The organism is Arthrobacter sp. AZCC_0090, from assembly GCF_014207375.1.
GTDB lineage: Bacteria > Actinomycetota > Actinomycetes > Actinomycetales > Micrococcaceae > Arthrobacter.
Map to the genome: position 1 here is coordinate 38,061 of NZ_JACHEE010000005.1, position 22,083 is coordinate 60,143.

At 62.0% G+C, this 22,083-nt stretch carries 22 protein-coding genes and 2 tRNA genes; 5 read left to right on the top strand and 19 right to left on the bottom strand.

Annotation, left to right across the window (positions count from 1 at the left end; genetic code table 11):
* The first annotated feature begins 32 nt into the window (after window positions 1-32).
* Window positions 33-953, top strand: coding sequence for a TauD/TfdA family dioxygenase (locus HNP00_RS09385; protein WP_184738303.1), 921 nt, complete (start codon window positions 33-35; stop codon window positions 951-953).
* Window positions 954-1,039: 86 nt separating this feature from the next.
* Here the strand turns inward: HNP00_RS09385 and HNP00_RS09390 are convergent, their stop codons facing one another.
* Together HNP00_RS09390 and HNP00_RS09395 are read right to left on the bottom strand one after the other, a co-directional pair.
* A complete protein-coding gene (locus HNP00_RS09390) occupies window positions 1,040-2,005 on the bottom strand; it encodes an aldo/keto reductase family oxidoreductase (RefSeq protein ID WP_260404880.1) in 966 nt (321 codons plus the stop codon).
* Between the two features lie 35 nt (window positions 2,006-2,040).
* The gene (locus HNP00_RS09395; RefSeq protein ID WP_184738305.1) at window positions 2,041-3,744 is read right to left on the bottom strand and encodes a glycoside hydrolase family 13 protein; all 1,704 of its coding nucleotides are present in this window, start codon (window positions 3,742-3,744) and stop codon (window positions 2,041-2,043) included.
* A 109-nt stretch (window positions 3,745-3,853) separates the two neighbouring features.
* On the opposite strand from HNP00_RS09395, the gene HNP00_RS09400 reads away from it, so the two are divergent.
* Window positions 3,854-5,047 (top strand): ROK family transcriptional regulator, encoded by a 1,194-nt coding sequence (locus HNP00_RS09400; RefSeq protein ID WP_184738307.1) that lies wholly within the window; start codon window positions 3,854-3,856, stop codon window positions 5,045-5,047.
* A 42-nt stretch (window positions 5,048-5,089) separates the two neighbouring features.
* On the opposite strand, the gene HNP00_RS09405 is transcribed toward HNP00_RS09400, so the two are convergent.
* Window positions 5,090-6,661, bottom strand: a complete 1,572-nt coding sequence (locus HNP00_RS09405; RefSeq protein ID WP_184738309.1) for a Na+/H+ antiporter — start codon at window positions 6,659-6,661, stop codon at window positions 5,090-5,092.
* A 176-nt stretch (window positions 6,662-6,837) separates the two neighbouring features.
* Complete coding sequence (locus HNP00_RS09410) at window positions 6,838-7,494, bottom strand: NAD(P)H-binding protein (protein ID WP_184738311.1); 657 nt, start codon at window positions 7,492-7,494, stop codon at window positions 6,838-6,840.
* Between the two features lie 513 nt (window positions 7,495-8,007).
* On the opposite strand from HNP00_RS09410, the gene HNP00_RS09415 reads away from it, so the two are divergent.
* Window positions 8,008-8,961 (top strand): LysM domain-containing protein, encoded by a 954-nt coding sequence (locus tag HNP00_RS09415; protein ID WP_184738313.1) that lies wholly within the window; start codon window positions 8,008-8,010, stop codon window positions 8,959-8,961.
* Between the two features lie 468 nt (window positions 8,962-9,429).
* On the opposite strand, the gene HNP00_RS09420 is transcribed toward HNP00_RS09415, so the two are convergent.
* Both HNP00_RS09420 and HNP00_RS09425 read right to left on the bottom strand, forming a co-directional pair.
* Complete coding sequence (locus HNP00_RS09420; protein ID WP_184738842.1) at window positions 9,430-9,816, bottom strand: hypothetical protein; 387 nt, start codon at window positions 9,814-9,816, stop codon at window positions 9,430-9,432.
* 222 nt (window positions 9,817-10,038) lie between these two features.
* Window positions 10,039-11,238: a HAMP domain-containing sensor histidine kinase gene (locus tag HNP00_RS09425; protein WP_311770541.1), complete on the bottom strand. Its 1,200-nt coding sequence runs from the start codon at window positions 11,236-11,238 to the stop codon at window positions 10,039-10,041.
* On the opposite strand from HNP00_RS09425, the gene HNP00_RS23630 reads away from it, so the two are divergent.
* Together HNP00_RS23630 and HNP00_RS09430 are read left to right on the top strand one after the other, a co-directional pair.
* Entirely contained in the window at window positions 11,225-11,593 is a 369-nt protein-coding gene (locus HNP00_RS23630; protein WP_311770542.1) for a hypothetical protein, read from the top strand. The genes HNP00_RS09425 and HNP00_RS23630 overlap by 14 nt on opposite strands.
* A 400-nt stretch (window positions 11,594-11,993) precedes the next feature.
* Complete coding sequence (locus HNP00_RS09430; RefSeq protein WP_184738315.1) at window positions 11,994-12,797, top strand: response regulator transcription factor; 804 nt, start codon at window positions 11,994-11,996, stop codon at window positions 12,795-12,797.
* A gap of 10 nt (window positions 12,798-12,807) precedes the next feature.
* Here HNP00_RS09430 and HNP00_RS09435 read toward each other — a convergent pair whose 3' ends face one another.
* The 13 genes from HNP00_RS09435 to HNP00_RS09495 all read right to left on the bottom strand — a co-directional run bounded on the left by HNP00_RS09435 (window position 12,808) and on the right by HNP00_RS09495 (window position 21,934).
* Window positions 12,808-13,263, bottom strand: a complete 456-nt coding sequence (locus tag HNP00_RS09435; RefSeq protein ID WP_184738317.1) for an Hpt domain-containing protein — start codon at window positions 13,261-13,263, stop codon at window positions 12,808-12,810.
* A gap of 126 nt (window positions 13,264-13,389) precedes the next feature.
* Window positions 13,390-14,274: a type II secretion system F family protein gene (locus HNP00_RS09440; RefSeq protein WP_184738319.1), complete on the bottom strand. Its 885-nt coding sequence runs from the start codon at window positions 14,272-14,274 to the stop codon at window positions 13,390-13,392.
* An 8-nt stretch (window positions 14,275-14,282) separates the two neighbouring features.
* Window positions 14,283-15,212, bottom strand: coding sequence for a type II secretion system F family protein (locus HNP00_RS09445; protein WP_184738321.1), 930 nt, complete (start codon window positions 15,210-15,212; stop codon window positions 14,283-14,285).
* 2 nt (window positions 15,213-15,214) lie between these two features.
* Window positions 15,215-16,753: a CpaF family protein gene (locus HNP00_RS09450; RefSeq protein ID WP_184738323.1), complete on the bottom strand. Its 1,539-nt coding sequence runs from the start codon at window positions 16,751-16,753 to the stop codon at window positions 15,215-15,217.
* Window positions 16,753-17,946 (bottom strand): AAA family ATPase, encoded by a 1,194-nt coding sequence (locus HNP00_RS09455; RefSeq protein WP_184738325.1) that lies wholly within the window; start codon window positions 17,944-17,946, stop codon window positions 16,753-16,755. Before HNP00_RS09455 ends, HNP00_RS09450 begins: the two co-directional genes overlap by 1 nt.
* Window positions 17,943-18,716 (bottom strand): RcpC/CpaB family pilus assembly protein, encoded by a 774-nt coding sequence (locus tag HNP00_RS09460; RefSeq protein ID WP_184738327.1) that lies wholly within the window; start codon window positions 18,714-18,716, stop codon window positions 17,943-17,945. Before HNP00_RS09460 ends, HNP00_RS09455 begins: the two co-directional genes overlap by 4 nt.
* A 35-nt stretch (window positions 18,717-18,751) precedes the next feature.
* Window positions 18,752-19,795, bottom strand: coding sequence for a pilus assembly protein TadG-related protein (locus tag HNP00_RS09465; protein ID WP_184738329.1), 1,044 nt, complete (start codon window positions 19,793-19,795; stop codon window positions 18,752-18,754).
* Entirely contained in the window at window positions 19,783-20,157 is a 375-nt protein-coding gene (locus HNP00_RS09470; protein WP_184738331.1) for a TadE family protein, read from the bottom strand. The genes HNP00_RS09465 and HNP00_RS09470 overlap by 13 nt, the downstream gene beginning before the upstream one ends.
* Before the next feature lie 126 nt (window positions 20,158-20,283).
* Window positions 20,284-20,520: a Flp family type IVb pilin gene (locus HNP00_RS09475; RefSeq protein ID WP_184738333.1), complete on the bottom strand. Its 237-nt coding sequence runs from the start codon at window positions 20,518-20,520 to the stop codon at window positions 20,284-20,286.
* Between the two features lie 187 nt (window positions 20,521-20,707).
* Window positions 20,708-20,947, bottom strand: a complete 240-nt coding sequence (locus HNP00_RS09480; RefSeq protein ID WP_184738335.1) for a Flp family type IVb pilin — start codon at window positions 20,945-20,947, stop codon at window positions 20,708-20,710.
* Between the two features lie 282 nt (window positions 20,948-21,229).
* Window positions 21,230-21,303, bottom strand: a tRNA-Met gene (locus HNP00_RS09485).
* Between the two features lie 62 nt (window positions 21,304-21,365).
* Window positions 21,366-21,437, bottom strand: a tRNA-Thr gene (locus tag HNP00_RS09490).
* 119 nt (window positions 21,438-21,556) lie between these two features.
* Complete coding sequence (locus tag HNP00_RS09495; protein ID WP_184738337.1) at window positions 21,557-21,934, bottom strand: LysM domain-containing protein; 378 nt, start codon at window positions 21,932-21,934, stop codon at window positions 21,557-21,559.
* Between the last annotated feature and the right edge of the window lie 149 nt (window positions 21,935-22,083).

A 22,083-nucleotide genomic window follows, 5' to 3' on the forward strand; every position in this document is an offset into this window, starting at 1 on the left:
CTCATAACCCATCAAACAAGTAAAGGAACATAATGTCTGTCATTACCGAAACCAAGCTCGAATTCGCCAAGCTCGGCTCGCGTATCGGCGCCGAAATCCGAGGCTTTGACCTGAGCGGCGATCTCTCCGCCGAAACTGTGGCTCAAATCCGGGCTGCCCTCAACGAGCACAAGGCGCTCGTGTTCCGCGAGGCCAATATTCTCAGCGACGAGGCCCAGGTGAAGTTCGCCAGCCATTTCGGCCCGCTCACCAAGGCGCACCCGACCGTGGCTTCTGTGGAAGGCGAAGCCAACGTGCTGCCCGTGGACAGTGAGAACGGCTCGGCAAACAATTGGCACACCGACGTCACGTTCGTGGTCAACCCGCCGCAGGCGTCCACGTTGCGCAGCATCGATCTGCCGGGATACGGCGGGGAAACCCTGATTGCTTCCTCAGCCGGCGCGTACCGGGACCTGCCCGAGGAGCTGCGGAACTTCGCGGACACCCTGTGGGCCATCCACACCAACGACTACGACTACTCGGTGCCGAAGAACCTGGAACATGAGAATGCCGATGAGCGCCGCAAGGAATTCACGCGCATCAAGTTCGAAACCGCCCACCCGGTGGTGCGTGTCCATCCCTTGACCGGCGAGCGCGGATTGTTCATTGGGGGCTTCGCGCAGCGACTGCGGATCGTGGGGCTGTCCAACACGGAGTCGAAGGACATCATCCGCTTGCTGCAGGCCTACGTCACCCGTCCGGAAAACGTGGTGCGGGTGAATTGGGAACCGAACCAGTTGGTGCTGTTCGACAACCGCATCACCCAGCATTACGCCCCTGACAACTACGACGGCCAGCCGCGCAAGCTGAACCGCGTGACCATCGCCGGCGACATTCCGCTGGGCGTGGACGGCAAGCCGAGCCAGTCGATCCAGGGTGACTCGTCCGCCTATTCGGTTGTCGCGCCGCTGTAGCCGCCTTAGCCCAACTGACTCGCAGTTGTTGTCGTTTACAGGGCTCAAAACGACACCTACTGCGAGTCAGTTGGGTTTAACGCGCTTTAGGGGAGCTTGCTGCCCCGCGCAGCCACCCACAGGCCGTACCACTCGGTCCGCGTCATGGCTTCGGCAACGGCTGCAGCATCCGCGCAGGCAGCGATCCGCGCAGGGTTGGAACTGCCCAGCACAGGGGAAATACGCGCCGGATGCTTCATGAGCCACCCCAATAGCACAGCTTCGGGGGTGACACCCTTTGCTTCCGCGAGCTGGGCGACCAGAGCGGCAGTTGCGGTGTCGGCGACAGTCGGGGAATCCGGCGTCGAGCCCGTGTACCGACCCTGGGCGAGGGAACCGTAGGCCTGCAGCTCGATCCCTTGCCTGACGCAGTGCTCCAGGGTGCCGTGCGGGAAGCTATAGCCGAGGGCGTCGTCGTGGTTGACCAGGACAGCGCTCTCGAGCCAAGCCCGCCGGTGCAGGCTCATCTCCAGCTGGTTGGCCACGATCGGCACCTCCAATTCGTCCTGCAGGAAGGCAATCTGCGCACCGGACATGTTGGACACGCCCAGTTGCCCCACTTTGCCTTCCGCCACGAGCTGCCCGACGGCGGACGCCACCTCTGCGGGTTCCATCAGCGGGTCCGGGCGGTGGAGCAACAGCACGTCGACGTAATCGGTCCTGAGCCGCTGCAGGCTTCCGTTGACGCGTTCCAGGATGGCGTCCTTGCTGAGATCGTAATGTCCTTCGATTCCAGGTTGACCGAGCGTGATTCCGCACTTGGTCTGGAGTTGGATCTTCTCCCGCAGCCCTGGCGTCCGGGACAGCACTTCGCCGAACACGGCTTCCGACTTGCCGCCGCGGTAGATGTCGGCGTGGTCGAACAAGGTAATGCCGATGCCCATGGCGGCTTCGATCGCGGCCGCGGCTTGCTCAATCTCGCCACTCCCGTAATCGCTGCCTTCCCATGGACCTCCAAGGCCCATGCAGCCATAGATGAGCCGGCCGGACGCGACTTTGCTCTTTGCAGTCATTTTTCCAACTCTTTCACGTGCAACGAGGGCCAGAGTTACACGATCCAGACGGTCGTGTTTGCCGGGAGCTTGCCGCCGTCGAGCGGTGCGCTGCTCACGACGACGGTGCCTTCCGGAAGTGCCACGGGCTCGGCGCCGAAGTTCGTCACCGATTGCCAGCCGTTGGGCCGCACGAAGTGCAGCACCGACTCGTTGCTGGAGGGGATCCACTCAAGGTCTTCGGCCGCCCGAAGTTCCGAACGCAGTTCAAGGGCCTTGCGGTACAGCTCTAGCGTGGAACCCGGAACGTTTTGCTGTTCCGCCACGGCGTAGCCGGCGAACCATTCAGGCTGCGGCAAGTGGGCATGTCCATCGCCGAAACCGAACGACGAACCTTCACTGGTCCACGGCAGCGGGACACGGCAGCCGTCACGGCCGACGTCGACACCCGGGTTGCGGAAGAACGCCGGGTCCTGGCGCTCGCCGTCAACGATGTCGCCGACTTCCTGCAGTCCAAGTTCTTCGCCCTGGTACAGGTACGCGGAACCCGGCAGGGCGAACATCAGCAGCGACGCGGCGCGGGCACGGCGCAAACCGAGCTCGGCGTCGACGTCGGCGGCCGAACCGCCGTCGAGCAGCCATTGTTTGCCGTCCTGGCCCAAGCCGTCACGGCCACCACCCGCGGGCAGGCCGTAACGGGTGGCGTGCCGGACGACGTCGTGGTTGGAGAAGACCCACGTGGACGAGGCACCCGATGCTGCGGCCTCGGCGAGGTTCTTGGTGATGATCGTACGGAACTGTTCGGCATCGAAGTCGGCCTGGAGAAGGTCGAAGTTGAAGGCCTGGCCCAGTCCTTCAGGGCTCGCGTAGCGGGCGCGGCGGTCCGCGTGCACCCACGCTTCGGCGACGGCTGTCCGGGGCGGGTTGTACTCGTTGAAGACCTTGCGCCACTCGGCGTAGATCTCGTGCACCTCGTCCCGGTCCCAGAACGGATGGGCGCCCAAGGCGTTTTCGCCTTCCTTCGGCAGCTCGGTCTTGGAGGGCAGAACCTCCGGCAGGTCCTTCGTCAGTGCATGGGCGACGTCGATGCGGAAGCCGTCCACGCCACGGTCGGACCAAAAGCGCAGGGTCTTCAGGAAATCTTCACGAACCTCCCGGTTGTCCCAGTTGAAGTCCGGCTGCTCCTTGGTGAAGATGTGCATGTACCACTGTCCGGGAGTGCCGTCCGGCTCGGTGATGCGCTCCCACGCCGGGCCGCCGAAGACCGAGTCCCAGTCGGCCGGAGGCAGTTCGCCCTTCTCGCCCAAGCCATCGCGGAAGATGTAGCGTTCACGGGCTGCCGAGCCCTTCGGGGAAGCCAGCGCTTCCTTGAACCATTCGTGCCGGTCCGAGGAGTGGTTCGGAACGATGTCCGCGATCAATTTGATGCCTGCAGCGTGCAGGGCAGCTGCCATCTCATCGAAATCCGCTAGGGTGCCCAGCTTCGGGTCCACGTTGCGGTAGTCATCGACGTCGTAGCCGCCGTCAGCAAGAGCCGAAGGATAGAACGGGCTCAACCAGACGGCGTCGATCCCCAGCGCTTTCAGATACCGAACCTTGGCGGTAATGCCCTTGATATCGCCCAGGCCATCGCCGTTCGCATCGGAAAAGCTACGGGGGTAGATCTGGTAGACAGCAGCCTGGCGCCACCAGTTGGGATCGGCCATGCGCTCGGAGCGCCCTGAGTCGGGGAGAGTTGCCAAGGTGGCGGTGGAGGACAAAAGAGATTCCTGTTCTGTGTCGACGCTTCGATGGATGGGACTTTTATTTAGAATCTAAATTTAGTACCTCAAGTATTATGTGACGCATACCTACAGGAGGTCAACAGCCATGCCTGAAATCGCGACTGCCACTCCGCAGATGCTCCGGCGGTTCAACGCGGCCACCGTGCTCGGAGCCATCCGTTCCTCCAACGCCGTGACGGTTTCTGAGCTGATAGACGCCACCGGACTGACCCGCGCCACCACCATTTCCGTGTGCGAAGACCTCATGGCCCGGGGCTGGATCCGCGAGCTGGAAAAAGATTCCGATACCTACCAGAAAGGCCGGCCCGCACGGCGCTTCGAGCTCGACGAAAGCGCCGGGTGCGTCCTGGGAATCGACGTCGGCGTCCTCAAAACCACCGTGGTGGTGGCTGATCTACGCGGCAAGACCACGGGACGGGCCAGCAAGCCATTTCGCGCCAGGGAGATTGAAGCCGGGGAACGGATCCGTGTCATCAGCCAAACCGCGCTAATCGCCCTCGAGGCTGCCGGAGTGGCGCCGGAGAAAGTCCTCGCGGTGACGGCCGGGCTTGCCGCACCGGTGGACCGGGACGGAAACATCCTTGTCAGCCAGCCGTTCTGGAGCCTGTTCGACGTCGGCCTGAAGAAGGCCCTGCACGATCTGCACGGATGGGCGGTACTGCTGGAGAATGACGCCAACCTTGCCGCACTAGGCGAATGTTGGCGCGGCGCCGGCAGCGGCGTCCAGGACCTCGCCGTACTCTTGGCCGGCGAGCGTTTCGGCGCGGGCCTGGTGGAATCCGGCCGCCTGCTTCATGGCAGCCGCGGCGGCGCTGGCGAGATGGCCTACCTGGACATGGTGGAGGGAGTAGGCTCTCCCGAAGGCCTCGCCGCCCTGGCCAGGTTGTGGGCGGCGGAAGCCTTGGCGGGAAAGTCCAAAACCACGCTGCGCACCGCGGCCGCCCGCGAAGTCACTGCACAACACGTCTTCGCCGCCGCCGCCCAAGGCGACAAGGTGGCGCTGGACATCCTGGACCGGCTCTCGGACCGGCTGGCCCGAGTGGTCTCCACGCTGGCCATCATGCTCAACCCGGAGCTCGTGGTGATCGGCGGCGCCGTGGCAGATTCGGCGTCGGTCCTTCTCGAGCCGACTGCCCGGAAGCTGGCCACGTACACGGCCACTCCCCCGCGGCTCGCGGCCTCACCCTTGGGCGACGCGATTGTGGGCATCGGCGCCGTGCGCCACGCACTGGACCACGTAGAGAAAAACTCCTTGGATCTGGTGTTGCGGCGCGCCTAGTCGCGTCTTGCGGTGCCGGCCGTTTCCCGTCGGCGCGGGCCGCTAGTCCGGCATCGCCATGGTGCGGAGATCCAGCTGGCGCAGCACGCGGTCGGCTACTTCCGGATCTGTGCCAGGCTCGCTCCGCGCAGCGACCACTTCCTGGCGTGCGGCGTCCAAGGCGATGGTCTGCACCGCGATGGCCAGTTCCCTGCCGCGTTGGCGCTTTTCGGCGTCGGACTCATTTTTCAGTGTCCCGTCCAGTAGCTCGGCATGCAGGCGGGTCATCTTTTCCTTGACGAGGGCCACCTTGTCTGCCGGTAGCTCCTTCATCAGGTCGTGTTCTTTGAGCGCAGAGATCGCCGCAGTCTGGGCGCGCTTGGCCAAGAGGCGCGCGGCATCCTTCTCGTGCGAACCGTCCTCGGACGCCTTGAGCACACGCATGAGCCACGGAAGCGTCAGCCCCGGCAGCACCAAGGTTGCCAGCAGCACCGCGCACGCGATCACCAGGATCTCGTGCCGGGCCGGGAAGTCACTGCCGTCCGCAATGGTGAGCGGCAGCGCGAGCGCGAGGGCGAGGGTGGCCAGTCCGCGCATGCCGCACCACGTGAGGATCAAAACTTCCTTGGGTGACGTCGGCTGCAGCAGGTTCTTCCGTTTGCGGGCCGAGATCGCCAAGAGCCCGAGCCACAAGAAGCGGACAACAAACACCAGCACGCACACCACTGCCGCCGGGCCGATCATGCCGAAAATGGCCGAGCCTTCGTCCCGGATCACATGGCGGATCTCCAGCCCCACCAGCCCGAACGCCAGGCCCGTGGCCAGGAGTTCCACCACATCCCAGAAGGCGGTGCGCGTGACCCTCTCGGCGGCGTCTTGGGACCGCGCGTGCCGCTGCGTCTCAAGCGCGGTGACGACGACGGCGATCACCCCTGAGGCGTGCAGCTCTTCGGCCAGGATGTAGGCGGCAAACGGAATCACCAGCGTCACGGCGCTCCGCGCCACCATGGAGGTCACGAGCTTGGTGATCAGCCTGGTCAACCAGCCCATGGCGATGCCGACAATGACGGCCAGCGCCGCGCCGATGACGAACAGGAGGACGACGTCGGCCCCCATCTTTGTGCCGGAAACGGTCGCCGCCACTGCCGTCTGGAAGATCACGATAGCGGCTGCGTCGTTGAACAAGCCCTCGCTCTGCAGGACGGTAATGAGCCTGCGCGGCATGTGGACGCGGCCGGCGACGGATTCAACGGCCACCGGGTCCGGCGGAGCCACCATGGCCCCCAACGCGATCGCCGCAGGAATGCCGATACCCGGAATCATGAGCCACGCGGCTCCGGCAACCACCGCTGTCGACACCACCACCAGCGCCACGGCCATGAGCAGCAAGGTCCGCCAGCGGACCCGGAACACTGCCCAGGAACTCTTCTGGGCAGTCGCGAACAGCAAAGGCGGGAGGAAGATCGGCAGGATCAACTCGGGTGAAAGCTCAAAATCCGGGAAGCCCGGAATGAAGGTCATCGCCGCCGCCAGCAACAGCATCAGCACCGGGTACGGTAGCCGCAGGCGGTCCCCCAGGCCCACGGCTACGACGGTTGCAAGCAGCAATCCAACAATGAGTGCCAACTGGTCCATGTTCCCGATTTCCCCAGACGTCGTAGCGGCAGCGTCCCGGGCACCTGCCGAGGGACTAGCCCTACCAACATATCCCGGCCTGGCCGCCGGCCGGGCGGGGCCGGGTGTGGTCATGGCGGGCGCGGTCAGGCGCCGTTACGCCGGGCGCGGTCAGGGCGCCGTTACGCCGGGCGCGGTCAGGGCGCCGTGAGGGCGTCCACTACAGGCACGGCGCCATCCCGGAACTCGATGGTGCGTCGAACCGTTTCGGGCAGTTCCAGGACCGCGGCAGCCACCAAGGCAACGTTGGCCCGGGAAGTCATTGTCCCGGCACCCGGGTCCACGGGATCAACCTCAATGAGCGCCGACCCTGGAATGTTGGTTAGCCCGCCAGGGCCGAGAATCGTCCAGTCGAGATCGCTTGCACGGAGGTATTCGTCCGCTGCCGCCTTGGCTTCCGCGTAGGCGTAGAAGCTATTGTCCTCGGGAACGCCGTGGCTGGGTCCGGCCCCGAAGTAAGACACCATGACATACCGCGCCACGCCCGTCTGTGTCGCGGCATCCATCGAGCGGATGGCGGCATCCCTGTCCACCGCATAGGTGCGTTGCGGATTGCCTCCGCCAGCCCCGGCGGACCACACCACCGCGTCGTGGCCGTCAAGCGCAGAGGCGATCTCCGCCGTCGTCGAATTCTCGACGTCGAGGATTACCGGAGCGGCACCAGTCGCCGTGACTTCCTGCGCGTGTTCCGGATTGCGGATGAACGACGTGACCGCGTGACCCTCGTTGCTCAGGATGCGGGACAGCTGCAAGGCCACCTTGCCGTGGCCACCGATGATTGCGATTCGACTCATGGACCTATTCTGTCGCAGCGGTCAAGCCCTCCCCCACGATGATGGATAAACTCCCCCGGCACGATTATCGGATCCCTAATTTGCATGACGCGTTGGATTTCCGAAGAAATTCCCTAGGAATAATTACGCCTACTCGGGATCTAGGCACCCCTCCGTTCCGCGACCACTCAGGCCTGCCAAGCGAGTGGGAGCTCAGCCACCATGCACTGGCACTCACTAGGTGGAGACCCCGATACGAGCGTTCCGCTGGGTGCGGGAAACAAAAGCAAGTGGCACCCACTCGTGCGGAGTGAAATTACCATTTCTACACTCAAATCACCTGCAGCAGGAAAAGGAATACCTCTTTCATAAATCTCATTGATGGATTTATCCGAATGGGCGGATTGAGGCTTCCTCCGTGCTGCGCATTTAAGCAAAAGGGTCTCAACAAGCGCCATCCCCTGCGCCCGCGTATCACTTCCCAGGCCAACCAACCGGCTGGCCCCCAGAAACGATAATTTACGGGGATTCGAGATGTATCAACAGGAGTACGGACACAGGATCGGCGGGGACAGGATCTTCGCCTTGATATCCCGGGTGGTGAAAACCATCACCAGGTACAAGGCATCAATAGCTACCTGGGCAATTGTGGCGGCGGTCGTCCTGGCGGCCGTGATGACGCAAAACTACGCACAGGTACTGACACCAGCAGGCACGAGCGCCATAGTCGCCCCGAGCATCGGCTCGGGAGCAGTGATTGCAGCCCCTTCACCGGCCGCAGCCAATCCGACGCCGGCCGCGAGTCCTGCCCCGGCCACCACGCCACCTCTGGCACGGGCGACGGCCGCGGCGCCGGCAGCTCCGGTGCCGGCCGCAGTGGCAGCCCCTCCTGCGCCTGCGCCTGCGCCTGCTCCTGCGCCTGCGCCTGCGCCTGACACAAACTCGTACACAGTCGCCAGCGGCGACACTGTAGGCTCGATAGCCGCCAGGTTCGGAGTCGACGTCAACGCGATGCTGGCGGCCGATGGACTCAGCGCCTATTCCATCATCGTGCCGGGCGAGGTGTTGAAGCTCACAGGACCGCCGGTTGCCGTCACCGCACCCGCTCCTGCTCCGGCCCCCGCAGCCGTGCCCGCTCCAGCCCCTGCGCCCGCACCTGCGGTCCGGACCATCTACGTCGCAGGTTCAGGCGGGCAAGCCGCAGTGGACAGTTGCATTGGCCCCATCCACTTCACTCCGACCGACGCATACTCGTTGTTTATCACCGAGCATGATTTCTGCGGAGGGTGGGCACGCTTCTCGGGTATTGGCGTCGGCGAGACGGTGAGCATCCCCGGTTACGGCACGTACACGGTGACGGGACGCGGACAGGTGCCCCAAGGTGGGACCACCAACAACGTCGCTGCCGTATTCGGCGGCTTTCCGCGGGCGGTACTGCAGACGTGCATCCCGGGCACCAACCAGATGCTGGTGATCGCACTCAACTAGTGGCAGGCCCCACGGTGGGGCTGTCGGCAGGCCCCGCGGTGGGGCTGTCGGCGGGCCCCGCGGTGGGGCTGTCGGCGGGCCCCGTCCTGACCCTCTTTGAGTCCGGATCGCCCTGGTCAGCGGCGCGTCGCCGGCGTGTTGGGCCGAGTTCCTCCCGAAGGAGGTCAGGACGGGCGCTTGGTTCGGATCAGGCGCCTGTTCAGGCCGGACCCAAGCCGGCGTTGGATTCTGCTGGATCATTCCCTCGGCCGAGGGTGGCTTGCCCCGTGAATTCAACGCTCGGGAAATTGCCACATCGAATGATTGAGCAGAATCCGGCGCCCGTATCCGGAGCATCTGATCGGACCAACGGAAGCCGGGAGTGCTGCACGATATTTAGAATCGGTACCCACACGGAAGCAGACCAGGGGTTCAAGGCCTCTGATCTGCTTCTCCGGATATGACCGGCATTCTTACGTTCGAGGGGGCTCAGCCCATCGCCGGGGCCAAGACAGGCCGGGGCGCCAGTTGTTTCCGCGCCCAGCGAGCCAGCTTCTTGCCCTTGCCTTTCCACCAGTTGTCCTCGTCCTTGTCGTTGTGCCACCGGAAAATGATCATCACCATCACGAAGACGCCCATGACCAAGTCCGTCCAGGACCAGAAAATAGCGTCAACCAAGACGCTGACCCCCATGACGAGGATTGACGGCACAGCCAGGGTCCTGAAAACGGTGCTGGCCATATAACGGCGGTGCGACCGGGGCACCGACATGGCGCGGACCATGTCAAAACACAGGCACACCACCACCATTGTCTGGCCGAGGGACAAGAGGACCAGCCCGGGCAAGGACCCCGCGAACATGGCCGCGGACTCCATTCCCGCGCTCAACGGACAACCTCATTCAGCATGAGACGCAGAATGGGCACAACAAAATTGCAGGAAACACACATACGGATAACCCCCAGAGACCAGGAACTGCGCTTGAGACCAACTGCGTCCCATTCAATCGGCTAGCCCTGGGGTCAGTCACGAGTAGTGGGTACTCTATTCTGGTTACCCGGATTACTCGTAGGATCACGCGTTACTCGGTGCCAGACCTCATGGGCCAGTTCTCGACGTAGGGGAATTCTCCCGTTGCGGCTGCTCAATGGGCAGCGCCAAAGCAAACGTGCTCCCCCTTCCGGGCCTGCTCTCGCAGGTGATGCTGCCCCCGTGGCGTTCCACAATGGACTTGGTGATGGACAGCCCAAGGCCGACGCCTGGAATCCCTGCCTGACGGGCGGCATTTGTCCGGAAGAACCGGGTAAAAATCCTGGTGGTCTCGTCCACGGTCATTCCCATGCCCGTGTCCTGCACCTCAAGCTGGACCCAGCCATTGTTCCGGGCCGCCCTGACGCTTACTTGCCCGCCGTCGGGTGAATATTTGATGGCGTTGGACACCAAATTATCCAGGGCCTGTCCCAGCCTCAATGGATCAGCGTCTGCCCAAAGGGGCGCTGGCACGTCGGCGACGAGGCCAACGCTGGCGGCATCGGCCTGCGCTTGGGCAGAAACCAGGCTATTTTCTATCAGCCCCGCCAGATCCGTGCGCCGCAAATGCACGCTCTCCACCGCAACGGCTGACAAAAGCAGGTCATCAACCAAGGCACGGAGCCGCTCGGCATTGCGTGCCGCGACTTCTAATCCCCTCTTTGTTTCCGGCTGGAGCTTCTGATCGCCGCGGAGCACGAGGTCCAGATTGCCCAGAATCGATGTGAGCGGCGAACCGAATTCGTGCGAAACGTTGGCCACCAGTTCGTCCTTGGCCGCAAGGGCACCGACGACGTCGGTCACGTCCCTGAAAACGATGACCGCCCCGCCGAACTCGTCGTCTAGGTCATTCTTCATGCCACGTGCGGCGGTAGAGATGGCCCGCTGTTCGCTGCCGGCGCCGAACCAGACGAGATAGTCGGAAAATGTTTCACCGTGAACCGCCCTTCGAATGGGGCCCTTTTCAGGTGGAAGCGGGGTCCGCCGGTCCTGGCCGAAAACCAATAGGTCCTGTTCTCCGCGCCCCGACGGGCCTTCCTCTGGCATTGCCATCCGAAGGAATGCCCTTTGTTGGTTGTTGATCAGAAGGGTCTCACCCTTCGAATCGACGGCGACAATTCCGACGTCGATCGTGTCAAGGATTGTCTTGAGCAGTGTCTCCCGCTCCCGGCTGGCGGCAAGCAACTGCCGCAGGGCCTGATCCCGATGTTTCACCCGCCGCTGCTGGAGACGGGCATTGGACCCCGCCAAGCGAATGGAGACTGCCATCGCGAACATCATGAGGGGCAAAAGCACCACCGAGGAAATGTCCGACCCAGTGGGACGGGGCAAGTGCGAAATAACTGGCGGAAGCGCAATGAAGAATGGGCCAACAAAGCTGAGGATCAGGCTTGTCCTGGAAAGGACGCCCGAGGCCGATAACCAGATCACAGGAAAGATAGCCAACGTGATGAGGCCTGGTACCGCAGTGAAGGCGCCGTTTCGCGTGAAGCAAAGGGCAACTAGATCCAAAATGGGGATTGCCACGCCTGCGCTCGGCGCCAAGCGCTCCCAGGGGATCAACAGGCAACTCAGGAACAGGATCCCGTGGAGGAGGACGCCGGTCACGAACAACCAATTCTGAATTAAGCCTGGCCAAAGAGTAGGTGCCGCGATCACCAGGCCCGCGATGATGAGCGTCAGTGGCAATTCACAGACGGCCAACCGAGCCCTGGGTTGGAGTTTTCTGAAGAAACGGGCGGCCGTGCGAAAAAAAGGCTGCTCACTCAAGTCGAGACCCTTCGTTGGAGATTCGCGAACCAATTACTGCTCCGAACGATTCCTGTAACAACCGTACGGAGTCAACGATGCCCCCAAAGATCGCCAAATACCACGGCCCCGCACGATCGACTTGAAAGTTCGGAGCCGCACATAATCCACATATTAGATGCCAGATGCCTTCGATGCTTGTATCGTGGGTATTTGGGTGAAACTTCCCGCATTGCGCTGGGCTGTGCGGCGGTGTTCACCGACTCGAGGGTGTCATGAGCGAGCCTGGGGTAGCCGTAGTCATTGAGGATGACGAAGATGTGCGAAATTTGGTTGACGCCATCCTCAAAGAAGCCGGATTTGTGGTGCATTCTGCCGCCACCGGACGCGAAGGCGTGGAAGTCGTACGGCATCAACACGCGGCGGTGGTGACTCTGGATGTTGGCCTTCCGGATATGGATGGCCACGAGGTCCTGCGGCGAATTCGGGAATTCAGCGACGCATATGTAGTGATGCTGACGGCCCGACGCGACGAACCGGACACGTTGACGGCTTTCCTGACGGGGGCGGACGACTACATCAAGAAACCGTTCTTGCCCCGCGAATTGAGGGCCAGGGTCACTGCCATGATGCGCAGGCCACGCACGGCGGACAAGCTTATTTTGCCGGAGGAGGATCGCACCGGTCCTCCTCCCAGCGGTGCTTCGATCGAAGACGACTCGGCCCGCCCGGACAGGCCCGACCAAGCGGTCATCAGGCACAATGGCTTGGCCTTGAACTACAAATCACGCACGGTTGCGCTTCAAGGTTCCACCTTGACCTTGACGCGAAGCGAATTCGATCTGCTCTTCGATTTGCTTCGCGCCAAAGGCGAGGTGCGGACGCGGTCTGACCTCGTTCGAGCAGCACGTGGCGATTACTACGACAACAATGCGTATATCAGCGAAGCCGACGAACGGGCTGTTGAGACCCACATCGGCAACCTTCGCCGAAAGCTCCGTGAAGATCCACAATCCCCGCGCTTTCTGCAGACGGTCCGGGGCGTCGGTTATCGGCTCGCCCCAAAAAGACCGGACTAGATTGTTGACGTCAATCGTTCCGGAGCACGTAGCTGTCCTTTAGCTCGCGGACCGTAGCGTGCCCGCATTCATCTATGGCTTTGAGCAGCGGATGGGCGTCACGCAAATCGCCATTTCGTATGTGTTCCTCCAAGCGTGACGCAAGCAGCGAAAGGCGAACTCCGCCCACCATGGTGGAAGAAGTCCTCAGGCTGAGGATTGCGTCCAGTGCCGCGGCTGCGTCACCGCGTTCGACGGCGGCCGCGAGGATTTCGTACCGGCTCCCCCACAGTTTTGCGAAGTCGCCCGCAAAGGTCCGCGCAATCAGCGGATTGTCCATCTGATCTTCCAGGAGCTGGAATTCTGCGAGGTCCAGTATCGGATGCTCAGCAAGCGGGTCCGTCGGCAGCCCGATGAAATCGTCGGCCGAACCCACATGGCTGGGGTCGGATTCCTCGTTGACCTCACTGGAACCTGAACTGAACATAACCCAATGCTACTTTCTGATTTCCGGAAAAATCCGAACTTATGCTTATCTTAAGGAAATCTTAGGCCTTTCTTGATTTAGCGATTTTTGGCTGGAGTTCTTAATACCGCAAACGAATTATGGGGCTCAGCCGCCACTGAATGCAGTTATGGCGTTGATGACAGCCGGTCCCAGGATGGCGATGAACAGCACGGGGAAGATGAAGAGCAGAAGGGGGAACAGGACCATCACTGGAAGCTTCATCGCCTTCTCTTCAGCACGCTGGCGGCGCTTCACCCTCATGACTTTGGCTTGGACCCTCAAGACCCGGCTGATGGCAATACCGTAAGTGTCCGCCTGAATGACGGCCTGCACAAAGCTTCGGAGTTCAGGAACGTTAGTACGTTCGGCCAGTGCCAGATAGGACTCGCGGCGGCTCCGCCCAACCTGCATGTCCTGGAGCGTGCGCACCAGCTCCTCGGCCAACGGTCCCTTCCCATTTTCCCCGGCCCGGGCCATCGCTCCTTCAAACCCGAGGCCGGCTTCGACCGAAATCAGCATTTGGTCCATGGTATTTGCGAGTTCCAATTGCATGGCCTTTTGACGCTCCTGTCCTTTGCTGTAAAGCATCAGATCCGGGATAAAGTAGCCAAGCAACACGACAAATATCCCCACGAGCTTGATGATCCCGCTCGAACTGTTGATGCTGATGAACAAGCCAAAGAGGGCACCAAACAAACCCAGCGCTGGTTTTGCTGCGAGGACGCGTCCCAAAGGCAGCGAAGGCGGCCGGCCGGCCAAGGAAAGAAGCCTGTCCAGCTTCTGGACATAGCTTCCGGGGGTGAGCCGGTAGCCAAGGCGCTCCAGCACGCCGGTTCGGCCCTGTTCCTCGACTTCGGCGACGTCGAGGCCCCGTGCCAGGAGTTCCCGGACCACACGTTGTGCTGTGCGATCCACGGAGAGGAACGACCATCCGAGGTAGGAAAGCGGTAGCGGCACCAGGAGGAGCGACAGCAAGACAAGGGGATCCACGGTTCACCTCAAAACTTCAAGTCGATAATCTTGCGCATCCAGAGCCCGCCGATAGTCATGAGGATGGCCGACGCCGCGATCATTCCCCATCCAAGCGGATGCGTGAACATCGGCTCCATGTAGCCCGGGTTGACCACCATGAGCATGGTGACGATGCCGAAGGGAAGCGCCATGAGGATGTATCCCGAGAACTTTCCCTCCGCGGCCAAGGACTTGATGTGCCCTTTGATCTCGCTGCGCTCTCGGATGGTTTCGTTGACCTGGTCCAGGACCTCCGCCAGGTTTCCTCCCACCTCGCGGTTGATTTGGATTGCTTGGGCTATCCATACAAAGTCCTCGCTCCGCATCCGCGTTGCAGTGTCGTTGAGCGAGGCTTCGAGATCTCTGCCGAGGCTGGTCTCCGTGATGATCCGGCGCATTTCCTCGGCCGTAGGACTGGTTGACTCATTGGCCGCGGCGTCGATCGCACGGAGGATACTGTGGCCGGCCCTCAATCCGCCGGCAAGCAGCTGGAGGGTATCGCCGAGCTGGTCATCGAATTTTGCTCGCCTTTTGCCCGCCAAGAACCTGATGACCAGCCGTCCAACCAAGGGTGCAGGGAGAAAGAACAAAACAGCCACCCAAGGCCCGCCAACAACAAGACCGATCAGCGCACCCACGAGCGCACCGGCAATCATGAGGATGACGAAATCCGCTTGACTCATTCGCAGGCCGGCGTTTTCGAGTTCTTCCCGGTTGAACATCCGAATGTTGCGACGCGCCAGGACGCGATGGAGCACATCGGCCGCCGAGCCTGCGAAACGGGTGAGCTGCGAGCCCGGGCCCACTTGGTAGGGCCGTCTCCGATCCATCGGAACCTCGGGGGTTTTGGGCAGGATCACGGCTACCCCGAAGATCAGGATGGCTGAAAGCATCAAGGCCATTCCGGTGAGGAGCATGCTCACGTCCTTGGTGCCGAAGTCAGCGGAGCGGCGAAAACTCCGGGTGAAACCCGAATGCCCAGGTCTTCGAAGCGGTCGATGAACCGTGGGCGGATTCCGGTCGGCACGGGCTTGCCGAGGAACACCCCGTGGGCGTCTACGCCAGCTGAATAGTCGAAGACAAAGGCATCCTGCAAGGTGACGATGTCGCCTTCCATGCCTTGGACTTCCGTCACGTGGGTGATGCGACGCGTACCGTCGCGCAGGCGGGAGATCTGGATGATGAGATTCACCGCGGACGCTATCTGCTCGCGGATCGCGCGCAATGGCAGGTCCATGCCAGCCATGAGAACCAGGGTCTCAAGGCGCGCCACCGCGTCCCGGGGGGAATTCGAGTGAACGGTCGAGAGGGAGCCGTCGTGGCCGGTGTTCATGGCCTGCAGCATGTCGAGCGATTCCCCGCCGCGGACCTCGCCGACGACGATCCTGTCCGGACGCATACGAAGGGAGTTTCGGAGCAACTCCCGGATGGTTACTTCACCCTTGCCCTCGGTGTTCGGTGGCCTGCTCTCAAGCCTGACCACATGTTGCTGCTGGATCTGCAGTTCCACAGCGTCCTCGATAGTGACGATGCGGTTATCCTCCGGGATGAAGGAGGACAAGACGTTCAAGAGGGTCGTCTTACCGGTTCCGGTGCCTCCGGACACAATGATGTTCAGTTTCGCCTTGACGCACGCGTTGAGGAGTTCGGCCATCTCCGCCGTAAGTGTGCCGAAATCGATGAGATTCCTGATGGTCAACGGTACTTTGCCGAATTTCCGAATTGTCAGCGACGAACCGCCGACGGCAAGCGGAGGAATCACGGCGTTGACGCGGGAGCCGTCCTCAAGCCGCGCGTCAACGAGCGGGGATGATTCGTCGATACGGCGTCCCACCCTCGAAACGATCCGTTCAATGACCCTTCTGAGATGTTCCTCCGAACTGAATCCGGAATCTGTGAGGGTCAGCTTGCCTTTTCGTTCGACATAGATCTGGTCCATCCTGTTGACCATGATTTCCGTCACCTCGGGGTCATCCAGCAAGCGTTGCAGCGGCCCATAGCCGAGGACATCGTCCGCCACGTCCGCCACGAGCCGGCTGCGTTCGTCCGCGGACAGCGGGACCTGCTCCGCGTCAATGATCCGAATGAGTTCCTCCCGCGCAGTTGTACGCAACTCCTGTTCGCTCACGCTCGAGTCGTTGAACCTGGCTCCCAGCCGCTCGAACAAAGCGGTTGCGGCGCGCCGCTTGAGGGCAGCGAACGCGTCGACGGGTTGTTGGACTCTCGGTTTGGACGAGTCCGGCTGGTCGGACAGTTTGGCTGAGATGTGCGGCTTCGCGGCACCGCCGGGCTTCGTGGCGGAATTTGGCCTGAGCTGCTGAGTGGAGTCCGCAAACGCCGGTTTCAGTGGGGAGTAAATGCCCGGATCTGGGGCTGCCGGCGTAGGGCCATTTACACCTGCACCGGGGGATGCTTCGACGTTGTCCTCCGCAGCATGTAAGCGTTCAGACAGCTTCATTAGACCACTACCCTTCTGTGCAGTTTCCGCTGTGCCGTGGCGCGCCACACGGGATTGAAGCGTTCGACAAGTTGTTTGAGTCCTTTGACGGCCGGATCCTTCACCGATTCCTGGAGCACGGGAATGCCACGGTTGGTGGAGAACGCTACGGCCTTTGACCGAGGGATGCTGACATCAACGGGGGCGCCGACGGTCGATTCGACGTCCTGGACTGACAAGCCGGACTTGGAATCCGCCAGGTTGAGCACCACGTGGCGGGTTTCCGGAAGGAGGTTCAGCCTCCGGAGAATGTCCAGGCCGGAGCGGAGTCCCCGGACGCTTGGAACGTCCATGCCGGTCACCCACACTGCATCCGTGCATTGTTCAAGCGCAGCGAGGCCGATTTCGGGTAGTCCAGGGGCTGTGTCCACCACCACGTACTGGAACTGTTCGGCGAGTTGTTCCAGCAGCCGCCCCACCTGTTCCGGCAGGATCTCGTCGGCTTCGACAGGGTTTTTCGGCGCGCACAAGGCATAGATGCTCGCCGGGTGAACGGTGAGGAAGGCCTTGAGAACGAGGGAATCCTGGCTGGCCGATGGGGTGACAGCGTCGGTGACAGTGTGTTCCGGATTGAGGTAGAGCCCCGAAGCGACGTCACCAAATTGCAAGTCGAGATCCACGATCACCACGCTCATCGGCGCGATCTTGCCCAGCCCCACTGCGATGTTCGTGGCGATGGTCGTCTTCCCCACGCCTCCCTTGGGAGAGAAGACCCCGATCACCAGGCCCTTCGGGGAGCCCTGCTGCTTGGGTTCCATGGTGCGCTGGCGGGTGGCGAACGACTGGCACGCCCGTTCAAGCGTGACCCTTATCTGGGCCAAGTCCGCGGACGGACTCATGATGTCGCGAATGCCGGACCGCATCGCCTGGAGGACGAATTCGTGGTTTGATTCGCTGACCAGGATCACGCTCAGCTCCGGCAACTGCACGTCGAAGACCGTGGCGAGGCGCAGCGCATCCTCCTCGGCTATGTCCGGTCCCAGGATCAGCACCTCGAGCTGTTCCTGGTTGAGGGCGCCGAACAATTCAGCGGGATCGGCCGGCAACACATTCGTGAAGAAGGTCTGAACGCTTCCGGGCAGGCCACCGGCAACGGCCTGACGCAAGCGCTGGTCAAATTCCGTGCTGGGAGTGATCAGGACAAAGCGGCTCATCGGTACACCCCTCCCGGCTGGATGATCGTGGGCCCGCTGTCCTTGGCATCCATCGGCTCTTTGCTGAGCCAGATCTTCTCGAACTCAGCCGCGAAGACAATCTTGGCGGCGTCGACGTCATTTACGGCGACCGTCAACAGGAGGGAGCCGGTGGGAAGGCTGGTGTCTGCCGGATTGGCGGCGGCACCGGAACTGGGACTCGGCGTCGGCTGCTGGCTCGCCCCGGCTTGCGGAGCGCGCTGGACCGCAGTCAATAGGACCTTGTGAATGGTCAATTCAGTGGTCGATTTGTCCGGTTTCGCGTCAATCCCTCCGGCGGACATGGAAATGAATATTCCAACATGGTCACCGGGAACCAACCGTCCTCCTACCACCCGCTGGGGCTCAAGCTGAAACGAGACCTCCTGGAAGCCCGCTGGAACCTTCACGACCCCGGGAGTTTTCAGCGCATCCGGGGCGACCAGCCTTTCGGACACCAGCGTCTCGCCGGGGAGAAGGTCGACGGCGGCCACCTTGCCGGCGGAATCGGCGAGGGTGTGCAGCGCGGACTGGGGGACGGCCGATTGCGGGAGTTGCTGGGTGCTCACGGAAGCCTGCATGGATTCCACGGGGGTGCCGGCGGGAATGGACGTCTTGACGATCAAGACGTCTTCCGGGGAGAGGTTTTGGACCGCCCGTTGATCAGCGCCCTGGGCATAGGAAAAGACGAGAATCACCCCTATGATGGCCAGCAGTGCCGCTGCCGATCCTGCCAACAAGCGTGACTTCACTTACTTCTCCTGTGCCTAGAGAACGGGATGGAAAACTAACCTGCGAGGTACACAACGGTGGCTCCATTGGGGTCCGCCGGGCCCAATGAATAGCCGTCGGCCAGCGATACGTACTTGACGAAGCTGCCGATGATCCCGCGGCAGTTTCCAGTGCAGGAAAGCGCGGAAGATACATCCGGGCTCGAGTTGCGGAACGCCTCCGGGGTCGAGTTGTTGCCACTGAACTTCCAGCCAGCAACCTTGAAAGCGGCGAAGGAGACGAGGTGGTAGATAGCACCGCTTCCCGTGCCGATGACTGAGTCGAAGACGGGGAGCAGGACGATCACATCGCGTCCAGCCGTGATGGTGTCACTCCACTTTTGAAGCGTGGCCGCACAGTTGTTGGGAAGGCTGTTGCCAGGTGCGCTTCCGCCTTCACTGACGACAAGATTGATCGTGCCGCCGCAGACACCAGCATCTTGGGTGATCCAACCGTACCCGCCAGCAACAGTGGCGCCGGCGGGGCCGTAATTGCAGCTAGGGTTGGCGCCCGTTCCGTGGTCCTGGAGAAGTTGGAGGGCGCCGCCGATGTATCCCCTCACCTGACAAATGGAATAGGCGAGCGGGAAGGCAGTCCGGCCGGCGATAGGGCTGCCCCATCGGACACTCGAGGTGGCTACGACGTCGGCGGTGTTGAACCCAACGACGCGCGCGAAGAACAACGAGACGGCGTTCGGAGCCCCGCCCGCCTGCTGGGCTCCTGCGGTCACCGTTACCTTCCGGTTGACAAGGTCCAAGCTGACCGACGTGATGTTGTTCAGCCCGTCCACGGCATTCTTGTTGGCAAGGCTGATCGCGAGCGGAGAAGTGGTGGAGCAATTCAGGTCGCTCGTGTCGAGGGCGCATTTCTGTGCAACGCCCAGAGCCGCGGCATCGGCTCCGTTTTGGACTTGCGCCTTCTCGGAGTAGAGCCTTCCCACATCCACCGCTAGCGCGGCGAATCCGAGCAGCACCACCAGCAAGAGGGCAACGAGGACCGCTACCGCTCCGCGTTCTCCGTTTTCCCGAAACGCCAGGCCCCGGAGCCTCAGCCGCTGCATACCATGACTCCCACGCCTTGCATCGCGAACGGCCCGGCAAATCCCGTGAGGGTGCTAAGCGTGTAGTTGATGGTCACGGACATCTGCGCCCCCGATGTGCAGCTGGCCGGACTAAAGGTGAAATTCGTGTCTTGGAGCCTTGGATTCAGCGACACGGCAGCGTTCTTCGCAGCCGTCTTGGCAGCCGTTTGGTCGTTCGAAATTGCCATGACCCGGACTCCTTCGCGGGCTGCGTTCGAGAGCGAAACCTGCGCGTTGTACGCGCGGCTGAATTCGATGATTCCGAAGACCAGGAGCACCAGGATCGGTGCCACCAACGCGAATTCGACTGCCGCGGCACCGCGCTCTGATGCCTTGGCCATGATGTTGCCTTTCAAGAAAACGAATAGTCCAAATCAAGCAGAGTGGCGGCTGCCTGAATGCCGCCGCCACTCGGGGTTTGCTTGGTGTGCCCCGAATTGCCTCCCGGGCACTTTACGGTGCGGCTCCTAGGTGCAGGTGGCAGCGGTGTGGACGCCGCCCGTGGTGCTGCCAGCGGTGAAGCTTCCGCCGCTGACGGAACACTGGATCTGAGTGAACGTGTCTTTCAAGGTTCCACCGAGGAGGGTGACGGCGGCGATGATGACAACTGCGATAAGGGCAACCATGATGCCGTATTCGACAGCGGTGGCCCCGGTTTCGTCACGGCGGACGAAGGATGCGGACTTGCGGAAAATGGAAAGCATTGAGGCTCCTGGCTGAAGACGGTCATAGCAATTTGTCAGGATGCGGGCCATGTCGGATCTAGCCCACCGAACGGACGGACTTACTAGGCACAGGTGCCCGTACCACTTGAAGCAGTGGAAGCCTAGCGCCGCCGCCACTCGAGCTTGTTGTGCCGCGTATTGACCCGTGCACCGTGCAGTGCGACCCCTATTTGGAGCAGCTGGCGGCGGTGTGGACTCCGGCGGTGGTGCTGCCAGCGGTGAAGGCTCCGCCGTTCATGGAACACGTGATCTGGGTGAATGTGTCTTTCAAGGTTCCGCCGAGGAGGGTGACGGCCACGATGATGACAACAGCGATGAGGGCAACCATGATGCCGTATTCGACGGCGGTTGCGCCGTCTTCTTCACGACGGACACGGGACGCGGTGTTTGAGACCAGAGAAAGCATGTGAAACTCCTGAGCGAGTTGGGGAGATTTGGGCTGGTCCAGCACCAGCTCCCTAGAAACATAGCAACGCCCAGAACCCCATGGCGCAGACCTTGGGACATCCTGTGCTAAGACTCGCGAAGCTGCGCATTTCTTGTGCTAAAACTAGGGAAAGCCTTCGGATCCGTGGTTGGCTGCTTGCGGGCTTCGCAGTGCGTCGGGGCTCCTCTAGCCCCTAGCCGGACTCAGTCGCCTTAAACAGAAGCAGCCCAGAAGCTGAACACTTCTGGGCTGCTGTCTCTGTAGCGGTGGGGAGGCTCGATCTCCCGACCTCACGATTATGAGTCGTGCGCTCTAACCAACTGAGCTACACCGCCACGAATGAGAAAAACCTGTGTCAAGCCGGTCAAAAACCGCCTTGACACAGGCCCTCATTCAGAGCCCCCCACCGGAATCGATCCGGTGACCTCGTTCTTACCAAGAACGCGCTCTACCACTGAGCTAGGGGGGCAACGAGTAAATACTCTACCGGACGATATCCCAGGCCACAAATCGGCTGCGGGACAGGGAAAAGTGGCACCGACACAATTTGCATCCGCTCCGGAATGTTGATCCGGAAAGGCGTTGAAACTAGGGCAGGCGGAGCACTTGGCCCGGGTAGATGTGGTCCGGATTGGGCACGGTGTCCGCGTTCACGGCGATCAGGGCATCCAGGTCAACACCGAACTGCACGGCGATGCCGCTAAGGGTGTCATCTGTCTCCACTACCACTTCGGTCACCCTCCCCGCGCTGGCTGCGGCAACCGGCTCGCTTGCGACAGGCTCACCCGCGGCATCCGGCTCCACAACTGCTCCACGGTCCACTGAGGCGTCCGGGCCGGGACTTTGGGCCATCTCCCCCGTTGGAGGTTCGGCAGCGTCCTGCGGGGCCTCCGGAGCCCGCCCGGCGGCCTTCGCTTCAGCCTTGTCGATGCCGAGGTTCTTCTTCACCCCATCAAGGAATCCCATTTTGGCCCTTTCAATACCCGCGGACAGCCCGAAAGGGGCCGCAGCCACGCCCTTCCGCAGCAAAACTGATCCTACGGACAGAGGCGGGCAGTTCCAAGGGCTTGGGTTAAACAGTCAGAGGCCGGCTCGAAAGCCGGCCTCTGACCGAA

Bases quoted from the DNA above. Each gene is read 5' to 3' on its own strand.
- HNP00_RS09390 (WP_260404880.1), bottom strand. From the start codon at position 2,005: ATGACTGCAAAGAGCAAAGTCGCGTCCGGCCGGCTCATCTATGGCTGC.
- HNP00_RS09455 (WP_184738325.1), bottom strand. From the start codon at position 17,946: ATGAGCCGCTTTGTCCTGATCACTCCCAGCACGGAATTTGACCAGCGC.
- HNP00_RS09435 (WP_184738317.1), bottom strand. From the start codon at position 13,263: ATGTTCAGTTCAGGTTCCAGTGAGGTCAACGAGGAATCCGACCCCAGC.
- HNP00_RS09470 (WP_184738331.1), bottom strand. From the start codon at position 20,157: ATGGCCAAGGCATCAGAGCGCGGTGCCGCGGCAGTCGAATTCGCGTTG.
- HNP00_RS09480 (WP_184738335.1), bottom strand. From the start codon at position 20,947: ATGCTTTCTCTGGTCTCAAACACCGCGTCCCGTGTCCGTCGTGAAGAA.
- HNP00_RS09495 (WP_184738337.1), bottom strand. From the start codon at position 21,934: ATGGGATTCCTTGATGGGGTGAAGAAGAACCTCGGCATCGACAAGGCT.
- HNP00_RS23630 (WP_311770542.1), top strand. From the start codon at position 11,225: ATGGAGACTGCCATCGCGAACATCATGAGGGGCAAAAGCACCACCGAG.
- HNP00_RS09465 (WP_184738329.1), bottom strand. From the start codon at position 19,795: ATGCAGCGGCTGAGGCTCCGGGGCCTGGCGTTTCGGGAAAACGGAGAA.
- HNP00_RS09405 (WP_184738309.1), bottom strand. From the start codon at position 6,661: ATGGACCAGTTGGCACTCATTGTTGGATTGCTGCTTGCAACCGTCGTA.
- HNP00_RS09420 (WP_184738842.1), bottom strand. From the start codon at position 9,816: ATGGAGTCCGCGGCCATGTTCGCGGGGTCCTTGCCCGGGCTGGTCCTC.
- HNP00_RS09385 (WP_184738303.1), top strand. From the start codon at position 33: ATGTCTGTCATTACCGAAACCAAGCTCGAATTCGCCAAGCTCGGCTCG.
- HNP00_RS09430 (WP_184738315.1), top strand. From the start codon at position 11,994: ATGAGCGAGCCTGGGGTAGCCGTAGTCATTGAGGATGACGAAGATGTG.
- HNP00_RS09415 (WP_184738313.1), top strand. From the start codon at position 8,008: ATGTATCAACAGGAGTACGGACACAGGATCGGCGGGGACAGGATCTTC.
- HNP00_RS09445 (WP_184738321.1), bottom strand. From the start codon at position 15,212: ATGCTCCTCACCGGAATGGCCTTGATGCTTTCAGCCATCCTGATCTTC.
- HNP00_RS09475 (WP_184738333.1), bottom strand. From the start codon at position 20,520: ATGCTTTCCATTTTCCGCAAGTCCGCATCCTTCGTCCGCCGTGACGAA.
- HNP00_RS09450 (WP_184738323.1), bottom strand. From the start codon at position 16,753: ATGAAGCTGTCTGAACGCTTACATGCTGCGGAGGACAACGTCGAAGCA.
- HNP00_RS09400 (WP_184738307.1), top strand. From the start codon at position 3,854: ATGCCTGAAATCGCGACTGCCACTCCGCAGATGCTCCGGCGGTTCAAC.
- HNP00_RS09425 (WP_311770541.1), bottom strand. From the start codon at position 11,238: ATGGCAGTCTCCATTCGCTTGGCGGGGTCCAATGCCCGTCTCCAGCAG.
- HNP00_RS09410 (WP_184738311.1), bottom strand. From the start codon at position 7,494: ATGAGTCGAATCGCAATCATCGGTGGCCACGGCAAGGTGGCCTTGCAG.